Annotated in this window: 17 protein-coding genes and 2 pseudogenes; 5 read left to right on the top strand and 14 right to left on the bottom strand. The window is 27.2% G+C overall.

The annotated features are described in order from the left end of the window. Positions 1-134 precede the first annotated feature (134 nt). On the bottom strand, positions 135-890 hold the full coding sequence (locus KJQ97_RS02545; protein WP_214119858.1) for a hypothetical protein: 756 nt from the start codon (positions 888-890) through the stop codon (positions 135-137). Between the two features lie 157 nt (positions 891-1,047). Here KJQ97_RS02545 and tatB point away from each other — a divergent pair, with 157 nt between their 5' ends. From tatB to KJQ97_RS02525, 4 genes are read left to right on the top strand one after another with little or no spacing between them, the layout of a single operon-like run. After that, positions 1,048-1,491: a Sec-independent protein translocase protein TatB gene (tatB, locus tag KJQ97_RS02540; RefSeq protein ID WP_214118044.1), complete on the top strand. Its 444-nt coding sequence runs from the start codon at positions 1,048-1,050 to the stop codon at positions 1,489-1,491. After that, the gene (gene tatC / locus KJQ97_RS02535; RefSeq protein ID WP_214119857.1) at positions 1,484-2,248 is read left to right on the top strand and encodes a twin-arginine translocase subunit TatC; all 765 of its coding nucleotides are present in this window, start codon (positions 1,484-1,486) and stop codon (positions 2,246-2,248) included. Before tatB ends, tatC begins: the two co-directional genes overlap by 8 nt. Then, positions 2,241-3,254, top strand: a complete 1,014-nt coding sequence (gene queA, locus KJQ97_RS02530) for a tRNA preQ1(34) S-adenosylmethionine ribosyltransferase-isomerase QueA (protein WP_214119856.1) — start codon at positions 2,241-2,243, stop codon at positions 3,252-3,254. The genes tatC and queA overlap by 8 nt, the downstream gene beginning before the upstream one ends. A 9-nt stretch (positions 3,255-3,263) precedes the next feature. After that, positions 3,264-4,406, top strand: coding sequence for a hypothetical protein (locus tag KJQ97_RS02525; RefSeq protein WP_214118037.1), 1,143 nt, complete (start codon positions 3,264-3,266; stop codon positions 4,404-4,406). A gap of 8 nt (positions 4,407-4,414) precedes the next feature. On the opposite strand, the gene KJQ97_RS02520 is transcribed toward KJQ97_RS02525, so the two are convergent. From KJQ97_RS02520 to KJQ97_RS02505, 4 genes are read right to left on the bottom strand one after another with little or no spacing between them, the layout of a single operon-like run. Next, on the bottom strand, positions 4,415-4,954 hold the full coding sequence (locus KJQ97_RS02520; protein ID WP_214118035.1) for a DapH/DapD/GlmU-related protein: 540 nt from the start codon (positions 4,952-4,954) through the stop codon (positions 4,415-4,417). 2 nt (positions 4,955-4,956) lie between these two features. After that, positions 4,957-5,424 carry a DapH/DapD/GlmU-related protein gene (locus tag KJQ97_RS02515; protein WP_214119867.1) on the bottom strand — a complete coding sequence of 156 codons (468 nt, stop codon included), beginning with the start codon at positions 5,422-5,424 and terminating at the stop codon, positions 4,957-4,959. Positions 5,425-5,426: 2 nt separating this feature from the next. Next, on the bottom strand, positions 5,427-5,873 hold the full coding sequence (locus KJQ97_RS02510) for a cyclophilin-like fold protein (RefSeq protein WP_214119855.1): 447 nt from the start codon (positions 5,871-5,873) through the stop codon (positions 5,427-5,429). Continuing rightward, positions 5,839-7,002, bottom strand: a complete 1,164-nt coding sequence (locus KJQ97_RS02505; protein WP_214119854.1) for an iron-containing alcohol dehydrogenase — start codon at positions 7,000-7,002, stop codon at positions 5,839-5,841. Before KJQ97_RS02505 ends, KJQ97_RS02510 begins: the two co-directional genes overlap by 35 nt. Positions 7,003-7,113: 111 nt before the next feature. Between KJQ97_RS02505 and KJQ97_RS02500 the strand changes: the two genes are divergently transcribed. Next, a complete protein-coding gene (locus tag KJQ97_RS02500) occupies positions 7,114-7,977 on the top strand; it encodes a LysR family transcriptional regulator (RefSeq protein ID WP_214119853.1) in 864 nt (287 codons plus the stop codon). A 30-nt stretch (positions 7,978-8,007) separates the two neighbouring features. On the opposite strand, the pseudogene cetZ reads toward KJQ97_RS02500, so the two are convergent. From cetZ to KJQ97_RS02460, 9 genes and pseudogenes are all read right to left on the bottom strand, one after another. After that, a pseudogene (cetZ, locus tag KJQ97_RS10025) lies at positions 8,008-8,436 on the bottom strand (energy taxis response protein CetZ); the annotation flags it as partial. A 105-nt stretch (positions 8,437-8,541) separates the two neighbouring features. Further along, a pseudogene (locus tag KJQ97_RS10020) lies at positions 8,542-9,300 on the bottom strand (PAS domain-containing protein); the annotation flags it as partial. Positions 9,301-9,443: 143 nt separating this feature from the next. Then, entirely contained in the window at positions 9,444-11,390 is a 1,947-nt protein-coding gene (locus KJQ97_RS02490; RefSeq protein WP_214118019.1) for an HD domain-containing phosphohydrolase, read from the bottom strand. Between the two features lies 1 nt (position 11,391). After that, positions 11,392-12,123, bottom strand: coding sequence for a 3'(2'),5'-bisphosphate nucleotidase CysQ (locus tag KJQ97_RS02485; protein ID WP_214119852.1), 732 nt, complete (start codon positions 12,121-12,123; stop codon positions 11,392-11,394). Further along, a complete protein-coding gene (locus KJQ97_RS02480) occupies positions 12,123-12,557 on the bottom strand; it encodes a DUF2147 domain-containing protein (RefSeq protein WP_214118015.1) in 435 nt (144 codons plus the stop codon). Before KJQ97_RS02480 ends, KJQ97_RS02485 begins: the two co-directional genes overlap by 1 nt. Positions 12,558-12,561: 4 nt before the next feature. Further along, positions 12,562-13,572 (bottom strand): tRNA (adenosine(37)-N6)-threonylcarbamoyltransferase complex transferase subunit TsaD, encoded by a 1,011-nt coding sequence (gene tsaD, locus KJQ97_RS02475; protein WP_214119851.1) that lies wholly within the window; start codon positions 13,570-13,572, stop codon positions 12,562-12,564. Further along, on the bottom strand, positions 13,569-14,957 hold the full coding sequence (gene fumC, locus KJQ97_RS02470; RefSeq protein ID WP_214119850.1) for a class II fumarate hydratase: 1,389 nt from the start codon (positions 14,955-14,957) through the stop codon (positions 13,569-13,571). The genes tsaD and fumC overlap by 4 nt, the downstream gene beginning before the upstream one ends. Before the next feature lie 11 nt (positions 14,958-14,968). Next, positions 14,969-16,228 carry a zinc-binding metallopeptidase family protein gene (locus tag KJQ97_RS02465; protein WP_214119849.1) on the bottom strand — a complete coding sequence of 420 codons (1,260 nt, stop codon included), beginning with the start codon at positions 16,226-16,228 and terminating at the stop codon, positions 14,969-14,971. 152 nt (positions 16,229-16,380) lie between these two features. Then, complete coding sequence (locus KJQ97_RS02460) at positions 16,381-17,493, bottom strand: NAD(P)/FAD-dependent oxidoreductase (protein WP_214119848.1); 1,113 nt, start codon at positions 17,491-17,493, stop codon at positions 16,381-16,383. Positions 17,494-17,496: the final 3 nt, after the last annotated feature.

Raw genomic sequence — 17,496 nt, 5'->3', positions numbered from 1 at the left:
CGGTAGATTTAAAAAAATATTAATAGATATTTAATTTATATCTAAACTCTTTTATAAAATTTTTAGCTTTAATTCTTATTTATATAAAATATTAATCTATATTCATTTTAACAATTTTATAACTTTCCTTTATTTTAAACTCTTTTATCATATAAATTCTCGCTATCTTTATACGCCATTAAAATAGCTAATAAATCTCTTTCATCTTTGATATTTTGAATATTAATTTTGCTAAGTATTTCTTCCATACTTTCACGAGTGCTTGTGCCTTTTACTTCTATGGCTTCGAATGGTTTTTTATCTTCGGTTTTGTCTTTTTTATCTTCAACTTTTTCATCATTTTCATTTATGCTAGATATTTCATCACTTGGCTTTGGATTTTTGCTATCTTGAATATTTTCACTATTTTGAATATTTTCATGCTCTTTGCCTTGTTTTATCTCATCAATTCTTGCTAGATATCTTTGCTTAAACTCATCTTCGCTAATATTTCTTGCATTAAATAGCTTTGCTATTATTACATCTTGATCCCATTTATAATCTCCTGAGCTATCCGAATGCTCCTTTAAAAAATCTTTTAAATCTTTTTGCACATCTTGATTTGCTTCAGGACTAAAGGCTCTTTCATAAATTGTATTCGTATACATATCGCCATATAAAGCATCTTGATGTTCAAGTAACATATAAATAACCATACTTTGAATTTTTGCTTCATTGCTATTAGTTGGGTAATTAAAATCCAAGCTATCGTGAGTATCGGGGTAAAACATTTTAATAAAATCATCATATCTTTTTGCATTTTCTTTATTTTCAAGTCTTCCTTGAACTAATGCTTGATTATTATTTACCTTTTGTAATGGTAAGTTATAATTATTTGAATTAATTTTCATATTTTACCCCTTTAAAATAATTTAATAATTAGTAAATATATTAATTAAATATAACTAAATATAACTTTAAAAAGATTAAGTAGCAAAACTTAATTTAAACTAACGATTAAAAAAAATTAGATAAATTCAGCAAAAAATTATCTAAAAGAGTTTTATTATGAGTTTTATGGAAATTGTTATTATTTTAATAGTTGCTGTTTTGGTTTTAGGACCTGAAAAACTACCTGGCACTATAGTTGAAATCGCAAAATTATTAAAGGCTGTTAAAAAACAAATTAACGAAGCTAAATCAAGTATAGAAAACGAAATCAATATTAGCGAATTAAAAGATGAAGCTAGAAAATATAAAGAAGAAATCACAAAAGCAAATGATAGTATCAGAAAAAAACTAAGCTTTGAAGAATTTGATGAGATTAAAAATACTTTAAGTGATTTTGAAAAAGACGCACAAAATGCTTTAAATAGCACTATTGATAGTGTAAAAAATACAGAAAACTCAAATCAAAATTCAAATTCTACAGAAGAAAAAAATATAAATACAGAAGAAAAGCAACTTAGCAAAAGAGAACAATTTTTAAAAGAAAAGAGCGAAAATGTTTGAAGAATTAAAACCACATTTAATTGAACTTAGAAAAAGATTATTTATTAGTGTAGTTGCTTTGATTTTAGCTTTTTTTGTATGTTTTGTATTTTGGAAACCAATACTGCATTTTATTTGTGTTCCACTTATGAATGTATTGCCTGAAGGCTCTGAAATTATATTTTATAAACCACAAGAGAATTTCTTCACTGCTATGCAAGTTTCTTTATTTGCAGCATTTCTTGTAGCATTGCCTATAATTTTGTGGCAAGCTTGGAAATTTGTTGAACCAGGTTTATATGAGAATGAAAAAAGATTTGTAGTGCCTTTTGTATTTAGTGCTACTATTATGTTTTTAATTGGTGCGGCGTTTTGTTATTATTTAGTAGTTCCTATTGCTTTTGATTTTTTAATCAATTTTAGCGGTGGAGAATATAAGGCTATGCCTTCAATTTCTGAATATGTGAGCTTTTTTACAAAATTAGTAATTGCATTTGGATTAGGATATGAATTACCTGTTGCTATATTTTTCTTAGCAAAAATTGGTCTTGTAACTGAAAAAACTCTTATTAGAAATTTTAGAGTTGCTATATTAGTTATTTTTATATTTGCAGCAATTATGACCCCGCCTGATGTATTTTCGCAATTTTTAATGGCAATTCCTTTAATTGGGCTTTATGCTATTTCAATTTATATTGCTAAAGTAGTAAATCCAGCTGACCCTGATATAGATAGCGAAGATGATGAAAAAGAATTATTAGAAGATAAAAATGCTTGATAATTTACTAAGTTCTTATGATTATGATTTGCCAGAAGAATTAATAGCAAAATACCCTGCAAATCCTGCTGATAGTGCAAAACTATTAGTATATGAAAAAAATAGTGGAAAAATTACTCATAGTGTATTTTATGAATTAGCTAATTTTTTGCCTGAATGTGCTTTGATTTTTAATGATACTAAAGTATTTAAAGCTAGATTTTATGGCAATAAAATTAGTGGTGCAAAATGTGAATTATTTATAAATAAAATTCTAGCAAATGATGAGTTTTTAGTGCAAGTTAGGGGTAAAGTTAAAGAAGATGATATTTTAATTTTTCAAGATAATTTAAACGCAAAAATATTAAAGCTAAACGCAGATGGCACCAGAATTGTGAAATTTTGCAAAAACAATGAAGTTTTAAAAACCGATGAAGTTTTAACAATTAGCGAAAAAATCGGACATATTCCACTACCACCATATCTTAAAAGAATGGATAATTTAGATGATGAGATAAATTATCAAAGTGTGTTTGCTAAAAATATTGGAGCTGTTGCAGCACCTACTGCGTCATTGCATTTTACGAATAGAGTTTTAGATAGTCTAAAAGATAAAAAAAGCGCTTATATTACTTTACATGTTGGTGCAGGAACTTTTGCTAGCGTAGAATGTGAAAACATACAAGAACATAAAATGCATAGCGAATACTTTAATCTAAGCGATGAAGCAATAAAATTAATTAATAGTGATATACCTATTTTAGGGGTTGGCACAACTGCTACAAGAACAATAGAGTATTATGCAAGGACAAAAAAAAGTAGTGGTGAATGTGATTTATTTTTAAACCCATCTAATAGGCCAATTAGACAAAATTATTTATTAACAAATTTTCATTTGCCAAAATCAACTTTAATTATGTTAGTAGCTAGTTTTATAGGTAGGCAAAATACTTTAAAACTTTATGAAGAAGCTATTAAAAATAAATATAAATTTTACTCATACGGCGATGCAATGCTTATTATTTGAAAGGAAAATATGAAAAAATTATTATTAATTTTAATCTCAACCTATCTATTTGCAGATTCTAAAATAGATTTTTCTGATAAAGATACAATACTTTTATTTGTAGTTTTAGGTGGCTTAATAGTTTTATTATTAGCTTATATTTACAAGCTAAAAATGAAATTAAAAACTAAAAAAGTAAAAATGTTTAGTGTTAGCGATGAAGCAGAATTTGAAAGTGAAAGTTTTGAAAAATCATCTTTATATTTTGATTTACAAGAAGTATTTTTGTATTTTTTCAAAACGCTAAATTACGAAGCTAGTGTTAAAAATAATATATTTTTAGTTAGACAAGATATGTTATATCTAAACGATAACAATGAAAAATGTATGCCAAATAGGTATTTTTATGGAGATTATACAAATATTATCAATGCTATTTGGGCTGCTGCTGATTTGATTAATCAAAATGTAGAAAATGAAACCATATTTATTGATATTGGAATTATGAATAATATGCAAAATAGAACTCTTTTATGCGTTGATATTGGAGTTTGTGGGGTTGTTGATGATAAAAAAACTGAACTATTTAAAAGCTTTACTAATCCTAAAAAATTATCTATATCAGAACAATTACATAAATTTAGTGGATATATGAAAAAAATTGATGGTTCTAGCTATGCCTTTAAGGATACAAATGAAAGAATTAATCACGCAATCTGTCTTAGTATCCCAATACTAATCAATGATAAAGAAAATAATTTACCAGATGTAACTCCAAAAGATAGATTAAGTGTTTTAATAGTTCATAACAATATTGACATATCAAAAACAATCACTGCAAATCTTGAAAGCTATGAAATAAACTGCATTCAAAACCAATCAAGTAATGGTCTTTTAGAAAAAATTGAAGATGGGGTAAATTGCGCTTATAGAGCTGTTTTATTAGACGCAAATCTAATTAATACTTTTAATGAATATGATTTAAATCGTTTAGTAAAAGCACAAGATGAATATTGCTTTAAATTAATTCTTATACTAAATAATCATAAAATAACACCTAATATTGAAAAGATTATTCAAGAAGTAGATTTCCTACCATTACCATATACAATTGATAATATTCGCTCAATTGTAAATATCATAAAAACTCAACAAGAAAAATTATTAAGCTAATTTATTAATTAGCTTAATTTTATAGTTTTAATTAATTTAGCTGGAACCCCTGCTACTATTTGAAATTCCTCAACATCTTTAGTGACCACCGCACCAGCTGCTATTATTGAGCCTTTTTTAATTTTTACTCCGCTAAGTATTGTGGCATTTGAACCAATCCAAACATTATCTTCTATTGTTATTGGTTTTAATACCATATCAGAGCGTTTAAATGGATTTATATCATGATTTATGGTAGCTAATACTACATTATGCCCTATTAAAACATTATTTCCAATATAAATTCCACCTTGGTCTTGAAATTTACAACCACTATTTATAAATACATTTTTGCCTACTGAAATATTTTTACCGCAATCTGTATTAAAAGGCGGAAATAAAGTAAAACTTTCATCTACTTCTTTACCAATTAATTGAGAAAATAATTTATTTAATTCTTCTGGTTCATTATAAGTATTGTTAATTTTAAAAGTTATTTTCATAGCTTCTTTAGCTTGTTTAAGCATAAGTTTATGCTCAATAGAATTTGCTTTTACATACTTAATCATAATTAATCCTTCGCACCAGCTGCTATTATTGAGCCTTTTTTAATTTTTACTCCGCTAAGTATTGTGGCATTTGACCCAATCCAAACATTATCTTCTATTGTTATTGGCTTTAATACCATATCAGAGCGTTTAAATGGATTTATATCATGATTTATAGTAGCTAATACTACATTATGCCCTATTAAAACATTATTTCCTATATAAATTCCTCCTTGGTCTTGAAATTTACAACCGCTATTTATAAATACATTTTTGCCTACTGAAATATTTTTACCACAATCCGTATTAAAAGGCGGAAATAAAGTAAAACTTTTATCTACTTCTTTACCAATTAATTGAGAAAATAATTTATTTAATTCTTCTGGTTCATTATAAGTATTGTTAATTTTAAAAGTTATTTTCATAGCTTCTTTAGCTTGTTTAAGCATAAGTTTATGCTCAATAGAATTTGCTTTTACATACTTAATCATAATTAATCCTTATTTTTAACATAAAACCTAGCATTAATTTTGCCATTACCTAAAAGCTTTTTTAACTCATCTTTACTAATGCCATAAATTGTTCCTAATTTAGTAAAACTCCAAGAATTATTATCATAATAAATTACTATATTATTAGCATTATATAAAATCAAATCAAGTGCTTTAGCTTGAAAATATTTATCATTAGTAGGAAGATTTTTATCAATTCTTCCTACCTTTTCAAACCCACCATAATCATTCATTAAAACATTCAAATCAGACTTTTGTAATACTTCATAAAGAGCAGTTGATGATGAATTACTTTCTAATTTTATTCTTAATTCTTGATTATTTATTTCAACATATATTTCATCATTGCTAAATCCATTTAACACACAAAAAGCTCCTAAACCAATAAAAATGCTAAAAACTTTTCTTAAGTATATGAATAATTTCATCTTTATTAAGCTCCTTATAACCACCATTTAAAATGAATACATTATTAGCAATATCTTCAATCAAGCTTTCATCTACTAATAAATCTTTTATATTCATACAAAGACCTAGCTCACTCATCCAATCTTTCATAGCAAGTAGCCCTAATTTAGCTATTTCTTCATCGCTTTTATTATCTTTTATATCCCAGACATTAATAGCAAACCTTTTAAATTTATCAATATTATAAGGCATTATGTATTCATAATACGCCAAACTAATAGCACTTAAAGTAGCTCCGTGCGTTGCATTGGTAAAGCCACCAATTGCCTGACCTATCATATGAACCATCCAATCTCCATTTTTACCACAATGAAGCATAGTATTTAATGCTAGAGTACTTGCCCACATAATATCACTTCTAGCCTTATAATCATTAGGATTTTTGTTTGCAATTTTGCTTGATGAGATTATTGAACGCATAAGCCCTTCTGCTAAATAATCACTCACATTATCATCTTCTTTTGAAAAATATTGCTCTAAAATATGATTAAACGCATCATAAATTCCATTTATCATTTGGTATTTGCTAAGACTGAAAGTGTATTTAGGATTTAATATAGAAAACTTAGGAAATACTCTTTTATCATTAAAAACTTTTCCTATTTTTTGATGAGTTTTTTCATTTGTAATTACACTACCACCATTCATTTCAGAGCCTGTCCCACACATTGTCAAAATACAACCTAACGAAACTACATCACAATTTGGCTCAAGTTGATTTATAAAATACCTATCCCAATAATCATCGCTTGAGTTTATACTAACTGCTAAAGCTTTTGTATAATCACAAACAGAACCACCACCTAAAGCTAATAAAAAATCAGCTTTATGCTCTCTTGCTATCTTTACACCTGAGTTTAATTTTTCTAAAGTAGGATTTGGCATAACACCATCAATATATGCTACATTTTTGCCTAATTTATCTAGTATTTTTACAATTTGGTTAAAAATACCATTTTTATGCACCGAGCCGCAACCATAAACCAAAACAATGTTTTTACCATATTTACTTAATTCAAATTCTAAAGATTGCTCTACTTCATCAGTAAAATAAATCTTAGTTGGATTGTGAAAAATAAAATTATTCATAAAAAATCTCCTTGTTTTAAAAGTAAAATAATTTTATTTATTTTTAAAAGAAATATCAAATACTTATAATATATAATTAATTATAAAAATTAATTATTTCTAAGGAATATTATGGAAATTAGAGTTTTAAAATATTTTATAGAATCTGCAAAATTACAAAATATAACTAAAGCAGCTAATAAATTAAATCTTACTCAACCAAATCTATCAAGACAATTAAAAGATTTAGAAACAAAATTAGGGCAAAAACTTTTTATTAGGACAAATTATAAAATCATTCTCACAAAAGAAGGAGAAATGCTTTATAAAAGAGCTTGTGATATTTTAGATTTAGTTGATAAAACCAAGCAAGAATTTAAAAATTTAAAAGATTTTAATGGTGGAGATGTTTATATAGGCTGTGCTGAATCAATTGGAATAGTCAAAATAGCAAGAACTGCTAAAAAGCTACAAAATAAAAATATTAAGTTTCATATATTTAGTGGAAACTATGAAAATGTGGTAAATAAATTACAAAATTCTTTAATAGACTTTGCCGTTGTAGTTCAAGAATTTGATATTAGCAATTTTAGTTATTTAGATTTAAATCATAGTGATACTTGGGGGATTATTATGAAAAATACTTCAAAATACGCTAAGCAAAAAGATATAAGCATAAATGATTTATTTCAAATGCCACTTATAGTATCAAGACAAGGTTTTACGCAAGAAATGCCAAATGTTTTAAGGCAAAATCAAGATAAGCTAAATATAGTAGCTACTTATGATTTATTATACAATGCTGCAATTTTTGTTAAAGAAGATATTGGATACGCATTATCTCTTGATAAATTAATTAACACTAATGATGATTTATGTTTTAAGCCTATAAACCCATTAATTACTTCTAATTTAAGGTTAATTTGGATTGATGATAAATTAAGTGATGTTGCGAGAATTTTTTTAAAAGAATTGCAAAAAGACTTAAAAAACTAATTTGAAATTCCTAAGAATTTCAAATTATATTTATTTATTTTCTTCCATAGCTCTTGCTACTTCTTCTGAACTTTGTTTGATTTTATTCATACATTCATTTGCAGTATTTGCTAACACAACACTATCATTTACTTGAGCTATGCTTTTATTTATACTCTCAACAACATTAGCACTAACATTTCTAATAGAATTAATTGTTAAAGTAATTTCATTAATTGATGTTGCAGTCCTTTCAGCAAGTTTTCTAACCTCATCAGCAACCACAGCAAAACCACGACCATGCTCGCCAGCACGAGCGGCTTCAATAGCAGCATTTAATGCTAATAAATTAGTTTGCTCTGCAATATCTTTAATAGTTTGAATAACAGATACAATCTCATCTGATTGAGTATTTAACGAATTAACCAATTCACTACTTTCATTCATAATTTCTGCTATTTCTTGGACATTTTGCACGGTTTTAGCAATAACTTTACTACCTTCATTTGTGCTTTCATCATTTTTTTGTGCTAACTCGCTTACGATTTTATTTTTATTCAAATCTCTTATTACTTGCTCGCTAACATCACTTGCGAATTTAATTACCTTATAAACCTTACCTTCAACATTATAAACAGGATTGTAACTTGCTTCTAAATATACAGGATTATTATCTTTTGTATATCTTATAAATTGACCTGATTGAAAATGTCCGCTTCTTAAATCTTCCCAAAATTTTCTATAATCACTGCTTTTTACATATTCACTATCACAAAACATAGAATGATGTTTACCTATAATTTCGCTTTTTCTGTAATTTAATGTATTTAAAAAATTATCATTTGCATCAAGTATTTCCCCGTTTGGAGTGAATTCAATTAAAGCCATAGACTTACTTGCCGCATTAATTGTATTTTTTAAATCCAACAATTCATTTTCGTGTTCTGTAACATCAGCAGCAAACTTAATTACTTTATAAACTTGATTTTGTTCATCTACTATTGGTAAATAATTTGCTTCTAAATAAACTACTTGACCATCTTTTGCAAATCTTTTAAACTGACCACTTTGTGGAATATTTCTTGATAATTCTTGCCAAAAGATTGAATAATCACTTGAATTAACATAATGTTTATCACAAAATATTCTATGATGCTTACCTTTTATCTCTGCTAGTGTATATTTCGTAGCTTTTAAAAAATGCTCATTTGCATCAACAATATTTCCTTTAGTATCAAATTCTATAATCGCCATTTCTTTATAAATAGCTTTTAAAATAGCTTCTTTATCTTTTAACTCGTTAATAATCTTGTCTTGTATTTCTTTATTATTTTTAAAAAACATTAAATTACTCCTAATTTTAAAAAAAGGAGCGATTATAAATAATTTTATTTAAAAAAGTATTAATAGTTTAAATTAAAGCAAATAATTAATCCAAATCAATGAAAAATTAATTTGGATTAATCTAAAAAATCAACAAATTACAATCACATTAAATTATCATCAATATATTTATCAACATATTTTTCTTTTATTGCAAATATTTCTTCTTTACAAGCAAAAAATGCTTCAACCACTTTAGGGTCAAATTGAAAACCTGAATTATCACTAATATATTTGCAAACTTCATCAAGTGGCCAAGCTTTTTTATAACATCTATCACTTGCAAGCGCATCAAAAACATCAGCTAAAGAAACAATTCTTGCATAAATATGAATATCATCACCTTTTTTACCCATTGGATAGCCACCACCTGCATATTTTTCGTGGTGTTCGTGAGCGATGATTGCTGCTGCTTCCATAATTTTGCCTTTAAACCTATGCAACATTTCATATCCTATTTGTGCGTGTTTTTGCATAGTTTTAAATTCTTTTTCATCAAGTCTTCCAGGTTTATTTAAAATAGCATCGGGAATTCCAATCTTACCAATATCGTGAGTTGGAGCACCATAACTAATTAGCGTTACTTCTTCTTCGCTTAATCCCATTTGTCTTGCTATAGCTTCGCTTATTTTACCTACTCTTTTTACATGATTTCCTGTTTCTTCACTTTTGCTCTCAACCATTTCAGCTATTGAATAAATTAAATCTTTTTGAGCGTTTAAAATATCTTCTTGGAATTTCATTCCTTCATAAATCTTACCTGAATAATCAGCTGCAATTCTTAGATAATCTAAATCATCTTTATCAAAATTATTATTAATATCTGTAAGTTTATTTAAAGCTTGGAATACCCCAATAACTTCGTGCTCACTATTTAAAATAGGCATAGCTAAAATTGATTTAGTGCTATATTTTGTTCTCTCATCATTTGAGCTATCAAAATACGGATTGCTTTTTGGATTATTTTCTAAAATAGCTTCTTTTGTCTCAATTGCACGACCTACTATTCCTTTACCAAAAGGAACTCTAATCTCACCTACTCCATCAGCGTGTAAGGTATAATATTCTTTTCTTTCATTATCAATAAACCATACACTACATCTATCAGCTTGAATGTTTTGTTTAACCATTTCGCCTAAGGTATTTAGGTTGGCTTTAGAATCAGAGTTTTTAGAAATTTGAGAAAAGCATTCAAGTATGGTTTCTAGTTTTTGTTCTTGGTCTAAATTATGTCTTTTCAATACATTTATCATATCACTTTGATAATTTGTATTAAATTGCATAAATGAACCATTTTTAATAATCATTCCATAATCTTTTAAGATATTAAATTCTCTTAATTCTTCTTCTATTTTATCTTTAAAGCAATATTTAATGTGATATACATGGAAAATCACATCATCTCTTACTTGCTCTTGTATTTTTTTTAATAATTTTGGAGTTAAGTGTTTTGAATCTTGTGCTAGTTTTTCTAAACTTGAATCAAAACTAACATCAGCAATTACTTGTCTTATATCAGTTCTTTTATTGATTAATTCCACTATATCATCGTGATAATAAGTATCTGAAGTAAAATATATACTATCTTTATCATAGCTTAAAATAAAGCCAAAACTACCTTCAGTGTGATAGCTCTTAACTGGCTCTATTGTTATATCATCTATTAATAATTTATCTCCTACATTAATTTCTTTATAAACTATAGCAGGACTTCCATTTGGCAATTTTATCTTTGCAAAATCAGGCCAAATTTTATTGTTAAAAAAATGCTCTTTGAGATTATCTATACTTTCTTTACTAGCATATATACAAATACTATCTTGAAGTTTTAAAAAATAATTATCAACATATAAAGCAATAGCACAAATATGGTCTAAATGAGTGTGAGAAATAAAAACATGCTTTATAAAATTATCATCAGTTGGTTTTGGTAAAAATCCAGCATCAATCACACCATTTAAACTAAATTGAATGCAAGTTAAATTATCACTTAAATATTTGCTAACCGAAGAACCTTCAAAAACTATTCTATGTGTGTTAAAAATATTCATATTAATCCTTATTAAATACACTTGAAAACGCTATAAAAGGTTTGCAAGAAAAATTGGGCGTATTATAATTCAATTTTTGTTTATCAAGCCCTAACATTAATCCACCACTTTGATTTATTAAAAAATCCCCAGCAGCTAAATCCCAAGAATTGAGCCTTTCGTATCTTAAATATACATCAGCATCACCTTCTAATAAAGCACAAAACTTTAATGCAGAGCCTATATTTAATGCCGAGTATCCGTAGCTAAATGGAATTTTACTATTATTTATATCTTGTTCTTTTCTTAAAGATACTAAAGCTTTATTTGATTCTTTTTTAACTTTATTTAGGATTTCTTGATTTTTATAAACTGGCATATTTTTAGCTGAATAATACAAATTCTTATTGCAAACATCATAAATTACACCTAAAATTGGTCTTGTATTTTCAATCAAGCTAATACAAACGCAAAAATTTTTTCTATTTTTTAAATAGTTATTAGTTCCATCAAGTGGGTCAATTAGCCAAAATAAAGTTTTTTTTCTTTTTTCATAATCTAAAATCTGTTCTTCAGAACATATATTAATTTTACTTTTTCCTAAAATATCAAATATGATTTCATTAGCTTTTAAATCAGCTGAACTAACTAAAGTTCCATCTGGTTTTGTATTAATTAAAGGGTGTTTTATATCAATTATTTCATCTCCAGCAATTCTTGCTGCTCTTTTAGCAAGAGTTAATAACTCTTGCATTATTTTTCCTTAATCCAAGTCTGACTTCTTCCTATTAAAGAAAATCCAACATATCCTCTTAAAATTAATTTATCATCTTTAAAAGTTGCATTTGCTCTATATAATTTACCACTTTCTGGGTCAATTATGTAACCACTTTTATAAGAATTTTCACCATCTTTTTTTAATTTATAAAGCAATGGCGCACCTACTATTTTCATCTTTCTAGCATCTTCTGCATAAGTAAAATAATCATAAGTTTTTTCACAAGATTTACAAAGTTCATCATCGCCATATTCAAACAATTTAACAACTTTGCCAAATAATTCATTATTTTCTTCATAAATATGCCATCTAGCAGTTTTTTTACCATTTTCATCAATACTTATATAATTACCATAATCCTTAGCTAATAAACTACCTAATAATCCTAAACATAAAAATATTTTTTTCATTAAATTAAAGCCTTTTAAAATTTTTTGATTTTGGGTTTATTATATCATCACTTATATTTACAAAATCTTTATTTTTGTATGCAATAACCCCTGCTCTTGCTATCATTAAAGCATTATCAGAACAATATTTAAGCGGAGCTAATAATAATTGCATATTGTTTTTTTTACAAATTTCATCTAATTTAGACCTAAGCAATAAATTAGCACTTGCACCACCAACTACGCCTAATGCTTTATAATTTTTATTATGTAAAACTATGTTTAATTTATTAATTATATGCTTACAAGCAATTCTTTGAAATGCTGCTGCTATATTTGCTTTTTGAGTATCTAAAGTATTATTTGCTATACAATCATTAATAGCTAATCTCACTTGATTTTTAATACCCGAAAATGAATACTCAAGCCTACTTTTACTTGGGATTGGTAAAGAAAACTCATAAGTATTATTGCTTTCATTTTTTGCTAATTCTTCAATAAATACCCCACCAGGATAACCAAGTCCTAGCATTTTTGCAACTTTATCAAAACTCTCTCCAAAACTATCATCACTTGTAGTTGCTATTAAATTTATATCATATTCTTTAGTAATCTCAAGTATCATAGTATGACCGCCACTTACAAGCAAAACTAAAAAATCATTCATTATTTCTTTATCTAAAAATAAAGAACAAATATGACCTTTTAAATGATTTATCGCAATTAATGGTATATTTAAAGCCACACTTAAAGCCTTAGCCATTGCAACTCCGCTTTGAAGCGATACTGATAATCCTGGCTCATTAGTAACTGCAATTGCCTTTAATTCATTTAAAAAAGGCTTGGTTTTAGCTAATATTTTAGGTAAAGCTTCAGTATGTAGCCTTGATGCAAGTTCTGGCACAACTCCACCAAATTCATTATGCTCATCTTGAGATATTTTTTCATAAAATAAACATTCATAAGTATTTACATTAATAACTGCGATGCTTGAATCATCGCAGCTACTTTCTATTGCTAAAAGTAATTCTCTCATTTTGGCTTAATCATATTTGCAGGAACTACAAATTTATCAAAATCTTCTTCACTAACTAAGCCTAATTCTAAGCAAGATTCTTTTAGGCTAATTCCTTTTTTGTGAGCATTTTTTGCAACTTTTGCTGCATTTTCATAGCCAATATGTGGATTTAATGCAGTTACTAGCATTAAAGAATTATTTAAATTATAAGTAATTTTATCAATATTTGGAGTAATTCCTATAGCACAATTATCATTAAAACTAATCATACCATCAGCTAATAATCTTAAACTTTGTAAGAAATTATAAATAATCACAGGCTTAAATACATTTAGCTCAAAATTACCTTGAGAAGCTGCAAAACCAATTGCCGCATCATTTCCCATTACTTGAACGCTAAGCATTGTTAAAGCTTCACTTTGAGTAGGATTTACTTTACCTGGCATAATTGAGCTTCCTGGCTCATTTTCAGGGATACTAAGCTCTCCTAAACCACATCTAGGACCACTTGCAAGCCATCTAATATCGTTTGCTATTTTCATTAAATTTGCTGCAAGGGCTTTAAATGCTCCGTGTAAAAATACTAAAGCATCGTGACTTGTAAGTCCGTGGAATTTGTTTGGACTACTTATAAATTTAGTGCCTAAAAGTTCGCTTAATTTTGCTGATACTTTTTCACTAAGTTCTGGATGAGCATTAATTCCAGTTCCAACAGCTGTTCCGCCAATTGTTAGCTCTCTTACATCTTCAAGTGCTTTTAAAATATGTCTTTTTGAGCTTTGCAACATATATACATATCCACTAAATTCTTGACCTAAAGTAAGTGGGGTTGCATCTTGCAAGTGAGTTCTTCCGATTTTAATTATATTTTCAAATTCTTTTGCTTTTTTATCTAGTGTTTTTTCTAGAATTTCTATTGCAGGAATTAAAGTCCTTTCAGTTTCTAAAACTGCAACTATATGCATTGCAGTTGGGAATGTGTCATTTGAGCTTTGGCTCATATTTACATGGTCGTTTGGATGGACTATTTTTTCTTTAGTAAAATCCATTCCGCTAAGTTTAGTAGCAAGATTTGCTATAACTTCATTTAGGTTCATATTTGTTTGTGTGCCTGAACCTGTTTGCCATATAGCAAGTGGGAATTCATCATTATGTTTATTAGCTAAAATCTCATCACAAGCTTTAACGATTGCATCTTTTTTTACATTGTCTAATTTACCTAAATCATTATTTACTAAAGCTAAAGACTTCTTAAGATGCGCAAAAGCGTGGATTAATTCTACAGGCATTTTTTCTGTGCCGATTTTGAAATTCTCTAAACTTCTTTGTGTTTGTGCTGCCCACAATTTATCTGCAGGAACTTTAACTTCACCCATTGTATCGTGTTCTATACGAAAACTCATTTTATCTCCTTTTATTTGTAGTTTTTAATTAAATCAAATGTTGTGTTTTTAATAATATCTATTGTGCTAATCTCACATCTTTCATAAATACTATGTGGGCTTAAGATATTTGGACCTATTGAAGCACATAATAATTCATTTTGCTTAGTTTTTAGCACTCCGCATTCAAGCCCTGCGTGAATACTACTCATACTAGCTTTTGGATTATATTTTTGTAAAGAATTAAGCACTGCATAAGTAAAATCATTTGGTATAGGCTCCCAAGGCTCATCTTTAGCAAGTAGTCTTACTTCATAATTATTAAAATGTGCTTTGGTTTTATAAAAGACTTCATCTAAATCTGCTGAATTATCGCTTCTTGCAAATAATTCAAGCTTTAATTCATCATTATTTTGACTAATAATTGCTAGATTTACGCTAGTTTTTACTATATTTAAATCCCTTGAATAAGACCAAACTCCGTGTTTATAACTAGTAATTAGACTTAAAATATCTTCTTGAATTACTTTTTCGCCTTTACTCTCAAGCTTGGTTATTTCAATATTTTCGCTAGATTTAAGTTCAGTGTCGCTATAAAAAATAGCCTTAGCATTTACACTTATGCTATTAGTTCTTTCCCCACCACTAAAGCTTACTAATTCAGCATCGTTTTTATATAAAAATAAAGCTAAATCACTAATAGCACTAGGAATGTTTTTAATAATATCAATCCCACTATGACCGCCTTTATAGCCTTTAGTATGAGCTTCATATAAATATTTTTTACTAGGGTTTTTATAATTTAGCTTAATATTTACATTCATCATTAAACTCGCCGCACAACCAATTATTACTCTATCTACACACTCGCTATCAAGATTTAATAAGTGTTTTGAGCTAATTTTTAGCTCTAAATTATTTGCACCTATAAGCCCTACTTCTTCATTAGCAGTAAATAAACATTCAAGGTCGCTAAACTCATTCATAGCTTCCATCATAATGGCAATTCCTATACCATTATCAGCACCTAAGGTTGAATTATTTGCTTTAATAAACCCATCACTTTCTATTATATTTATATTAGGTGCATCTCCAACACAAACCATATCATAATGGCTTTGCAAACATATATTAGGATTTCCCTTTTTGCATAAAATATTTTCAGCCTTATCAACTAATACTTCAAAACCTTTTGATTTTGCATAATTAATTAAAAAATCTTTTAATTTAACTGCATCAAAACTACAATGCGGAATTGCTGCAATTTGTTTAAAGTTTTCTAAAACTCCCATTCTTTCTCCTTATTTTTAAGCAAACATTAGATTTTAAAGTTTAATAAAGAGTAAGATTTGTGTGTAATTTTGTAATTTATTTTAAAGTGTGTAAATTCGTAATATTTTTGTAAAATTTAATTCAAATTCTAAAAAGAATTTGAATTAAAAATTTATAGACCTTTAAATCCAAATAATTTATATTGCCATTTTAATTCTGTGATTTTTTTAAGAACTTTTGCTAAAAATCCACTAAAATCTTTGCCTTGAATACTTGCAACGGCATATTTTTCACTAAGAGAGCAAACGCTTCCTTGGTCTTTATAAATAAATGTTTCTTTAAATTCTTCATTATTTAACCTAGCACTTAAACTTCTTGCTAAATAATTACCTTGCTTGCAAGCTATTTGAGCTGTTGGAGCAAATGGTCTATCATTATTCATAATTAAAGAACAATCTCCTAAAATATAACAATTTGAATAATTTGGCGCTTGTAAAAACCCATTAACTAATATTCTATTATTTTTGTTTTCAAATACACTATTTTTAATAACTTCACTTCCCTTAACACCAGCTGTAAAAATTATATTTTTTGAATCTATATAAGTATCTTCATTGTTTAAATACAATCTATCCCCAACTTTTTTAATAATTTTATGAGATGTTAAAACTTTTACGCCTAATTTTTCAAGATAATTTCTTGCTACTTTTGCCAAATCTTTGTTATACATAGGCAAAATCTCATCCATAGCTTCAACTATGCTAATTTTTGCATCAATTCCTTTGCTTTTGCAAACTTGAGCTATAGAAGCACATAATTCAACACCACTAAATCCAGCTCCACAAATTACAATATTTTTATAAATACTTTCAGATTTTTCTAAATTAGAATAAATAATTTCTTTAGTTTTTAAAGCGTCTTCATAAGTTCCAATTTCATAAGCTTCATCAAGCCCTTCTATACCAAAAGTATTTTTATTAGCACCTAAACCTACATAAATCTCATCAAAATCATAATCAGTATTTTTACAATATAATTTATTTCCTTCAATTTTAATAGCACTATCTTGAATAATTACAATTTCACTAGGAATTATATCTTTTAAAGGAATTTTGATATTTTTTTCACTCTCATTTGCTGCAATTTTATGTAATTCTGTAGTTTTATAATGATATGAATTATTATTAATTAGCAAAAATTCAGCCTTTGTTAAATCTTCCTTGCTTAGACTTTTAATTAAAGATAAGTTCGCATATCCAGCACCTAAAAAAATTATTTTTTTCATAAC

This window comes from Campylobacter sp. 2018MI01 (assembly GCF_018501205.1).
GTDB lineage: Bacteria > Campylobacterota > Campylobacteria > Campylobacterales > Campylobacteraceae > Campylobacter_E.
Note: the sequence above shows the minus strand (reverse complement) of the source record. Positions and strands in the feature narration are given on the sequence as shown.

What these genes read in the sequence shown, in the direction of transcription:
- queA (WP_214119856.1), top strand. Translation starts at nt 2,241, where the DNA reads ATGCTTGATAATTTACTAAGTTCTTATGATTATGATTTGCCAGAAGAA.
- KJQ97_RS02510 (WP_214119855.1), bottom strand. Translation starts at nt 5,873, where the DNA reads ATGAAATTATTCATATACTTAAGAAAAGTTTTTAGCATTTTTATTGGT.
- tatC (WP_214119857.1), top strand. Translation starts at nt 1,484, where the DNA reads ATGTTTGAAGAATTAAAACCACATTTAATTGAACTTAGAAAAAGATTA.
- KJQ97_RS02490 (WP_214118019.1), bottom strand. Translation starts at nt 11,390, where the DNA reads ATGAATATTTTTAACACACATAGAATAGTTTTTGAAGGTTCTTCGGTT.
- KJQ97_RS02545 (WP_214119858.1), bottom strand. Translation starts at nt 890, where the DNA reads ATGAAAATTAATTCAAATAATTATAACTTACCATTACAAAAGGTAAAT.
- KJQ97_RS02460 (WP_214119848.1), bottom strand. Translation starts at nt 17,493, where the DNA reads ATGAAAAAAATAATTTTTTTAGGTGCTGGATATGCGAACTTATCTTTA.
- fumC (WP_214119850.1), bottom strand. Translation starts at nt 14,957, where the DNA reads ATGAGTTTTCGTATAGAACACGATACAATGGGTGAAGTTAAAGTTCCT.
- KJQ97_RS02520 (WP_214118035.1), bottom strand. Translation starts at nt 4,954, where the DNA reads ATGATTAAGTATGTAAAAGCAAATTCTATTGAGCATAAACTTATGCTT.
- KJQ97_RS02480 (WP_214118015.1), bottom strand. Translation starts at nt 12,557, where the DNA reads ATGAAAAAAATATTTTTATGTTTAGGATTATTAGGTAGTTTATTAGCT.
- KJQ97_RS02515 (WP_214119867.1), bottom strand. Translation starts at nt 5,424, where the DNA reads ATGATTAAGTATGTAAAAGCAAATTCTATTGAGCATAAACTTATGCTT.
- tsaD (WP_214119851.1), bottom strand. Translation starts at nt 13,572, where the DNA reads ATGAGAGAATTACTTTTAGCAATAGAAAGTAGCTGCGATGATTCAAGC.
- tatB (WP_214118044.1), top strand. Translation starts at nt 1,048, where the DNA reads ATGAGTTTTATGGAAATTGTTATTATTTTAATAGTTGCTGTTTTGGTT.
- KJQ97_RS02505 (WP_214119854.1), bottom strand. Translation starts at nt 7,002, where the DNA reads ATGAATAATTTTATTTTTCACAATCCAACTAAGATTTATTTTACTGAT.
- KJQ97_RS02485 (WP_214119852.1), bottom strand. Translation starts at nt 12,123, where the DNA reads ATGCAAGAGTTATTAACTCTTGCTAAAAGAGCAGCAAGAATTGCTGGA.
- KJQ97_RS02525 (WP_214118037.1), top strand. Translation starts at nt 3,264, where the DNA reads ATGAAAAAATTATTATTAATTTTAATCTCAACCTATCTATTTGCAGAT.
- KJQ97_RS02500 (WP_214119853.1), top strand. Translation starts at nt 7,114, where the DNA reads ATGGAAATTAGAGTTTTAAAATATTTTATAGAATCTGCAAAATTACAA.
- KJQ97_RS02465 (WP_214119849.1), bottom strand. Translation starts at nt 16,228, where the DNA reads ATGGGAGTTTTAGAAAACTTTAAACAAATTGCAGCAATTCCGCATTGT.